A 399-nucleotide genomic window follows, 5' to 3' on the forward strand; every position below is an offset into this window, starting at 1 on the left:
CGGGCGCAGCCCGACGCTGACGAAGCCCAGGGCGGCCCTGGCCAGCACGGCGCTGGCGGCGCCGAAGGCGGCCAGGGTCAGCACCTGGGGGGCGAGCTCGGGCCACAGGTGGCGACGCACCAGATAGAGGCGGCCGAAGCCCAGCAGGCGGCTCGCCTCCAGCTGAGGAGAGGCCACCAGCACCCGGGTGCGGGCGCGCACCACCCGGAAATACTCGATCCACAGCACCAGGGCGATGCCCACGTAGAGGGCCCAGAAGTTGCCGGGGGCGATGGCCGCCAGCAGCAGCACCAGCAGCAGGCCCGGCAGGGCCAGGCAGGCATCGGCCAGGCTGCCCAGCACCCGGTCCAGCCAGCCGCCGCGCCAGCCGGCGATCACTCCCAGAATCACGCCGGGCAC

Annotated in this window: 1 protein-coding gene; it reads right to left on the bottom strand. The window is 74.4% G+C overall.

The window, feature by feature from the left end; translation table 11 throughout:
* A partial coding sequence (locus tag J5F18_RS02845) for an ABC transporter permease subunit (RefSeq protein WP_346300839.1) occupies positions 1-399 on the bottom strand: 399 nt, incomplete at both ends.

It is taken from the genome of Halomonas sp. BM-2019, from assembly GCF_017584085.1.